This window comes from Metasolibacillus meyeri, assembly GCF_003049505.1.
Classification (GTDB): Bacteria; Bacillota; Bacilli; order Bacillales_A; family Planococcaceae; genus Metasolibacillus; species Metasolibacillus meyeri.
On the sequence record NZ_PYWN01000245.1, the window covers coordinates 1 to 1756 of the forward strand.

General features: G+C 33.0%; 1 protein-coding gene. It reads right to left on the reverse strand.

Annotated elements, in window-relative coordinates; all coding sequences use genetic code 11:
• Window positions 1-191: 191 nt before the first annotated feature.
• Complete coding sequence (locus C9J34_RS21325) at window positions 192-914, reverse strand: SDR family oxidoreductase (RefSeq protein ID WP_107842167.1); 723 nt, start codon at window positions 912-914, stop codon at window positions 192-194.
• Between the last annotated feature and the right edge of the window lie 842 nt (window positions 915-1756).

Here is a 1756-nt window from a genome sequence, read left to right on the forward strand (position 1 = left end):
ATCAGCAGTTATTTTCATTTCCACTATCTCTTTTTACTCCATGTAATGGTTCAAGTATGTAGTAAAACCCTATTTCAACTACATCAAATTAGTACCAACATTCACAACTTATTCATCAACATATTTATGGCTAGCAGCAATCATTACATTATACTCACTCCATCTATTATTTTGTTCAAATCATTAAACAATCAAGCATTCAAATCCGTAATAGCAGGAATATTAATTTCCTTTACACATGCGGCAGGAGATAAATTTAGCACACATTGAACAATGGCTACAATATCTTGCACAGGAATGCGTGTACCTTCATATAAATGTAGTGCTTTTTCTGCCCCTTCTTCATAAGGTACTTCAGCAGCAAGTTCGCCTGGATTTATACATGTTACGGGGATTCCATCCTGTCTTAAATGCTCGCGCAAAGCATTGGTAATTCCACGTAAGGCAAATTTCGATGCGACAAAGGAGACTTGTGCATTGTTCGTATGATCTAAGCCTGCTGTTGAACCAATTAATATAATTTTTCCATTTTTAGCTTGCCTTAAGTTAGGCAAAAGTGCCTGAATATAAGTAATCGTAGAAATCAAATTAATATGAATCAGGCTTGAAATATCCTCAGCTGTATCTTTATCAAATGTATAACCGTCTTGAAAACCATGCTTCTCCCAGACGCCAACATTGTAAATGAGTGCATCAATAGGGATACTTGTCAAATTTTCTTTTAAAAAAGTGATTTGTTGTTGATTCGATAAATCGATGGAGAGCCATTTGCGATTGACACCATCATTTAAATCCAAGCTATTTGGTCGTGTTCGTGACACAATCCACACACGATCCCCTTTAGTGGGCACACCTTTGACAAACGCATCACCAAGTCCTTGACTAGCTCCAAAAATAATAAAATTTTTACTCACCCTATCGTCCTCCAAATATTAATTATCTTCACCGAAACATGTAAGCCCATTATATTGATAATTCTGATGTTTTACTTCATTCCTTTGACTGAAATTAATCATATTTTCAGATAAGTAACGTGTAGCTAAAACTTTACACCGATACTTGCTCAATACAATCATCCATACAATAGATAGCGCTTTTATCGAAAAATTCACCATCTTTTTCGTAACTTTTTATCAATGAAATACATAACCCATATTCATTAACAAAATAAATTGTGTTATTACACTACTTATAATCAGAATGTTGAAACTTTTCGTAAAGGTGTTGCGTAAATAAAGAAAACGAATGGAGGGGAAATCATGGTAAAAGGAATGTTTTTATTGCTTATGGTCTTAACCACAATCATCATACTCCCTAATGCAAGAAAATCTAAGAAAAAGTAATTTACCACATTTCATTTGAAATGGAGCTAACCACATTGCCTTTCCTACATCCAAAGATTTTAGCTCCTTTCTAGTGAAAATGCCTCATAAATATCTACATCATTCTTTCTTTATACAACGCCAAAAGCTCCCCACTTAATCATTTAAATAACTCAATACCAATCGAAGTATTAGAATTTGTACATCTACCATCTTATTCGCCTTGTCTATTTTAACAAGATGGGTGTTTTAAAATAAATCGGTCATTTCATTCGTAATATGGTATACTTTTCCTTAGAAAATAAAGGAGGTACAAGTCCAATGGTGAAAAATAACATGAGAAAATCTTAAATTATTTTACAATAAACATGGAGATTTTCTCTTTCATAGAATAAATATGTAAACATAGAGGAGAAATAACATGTTAAATAAAT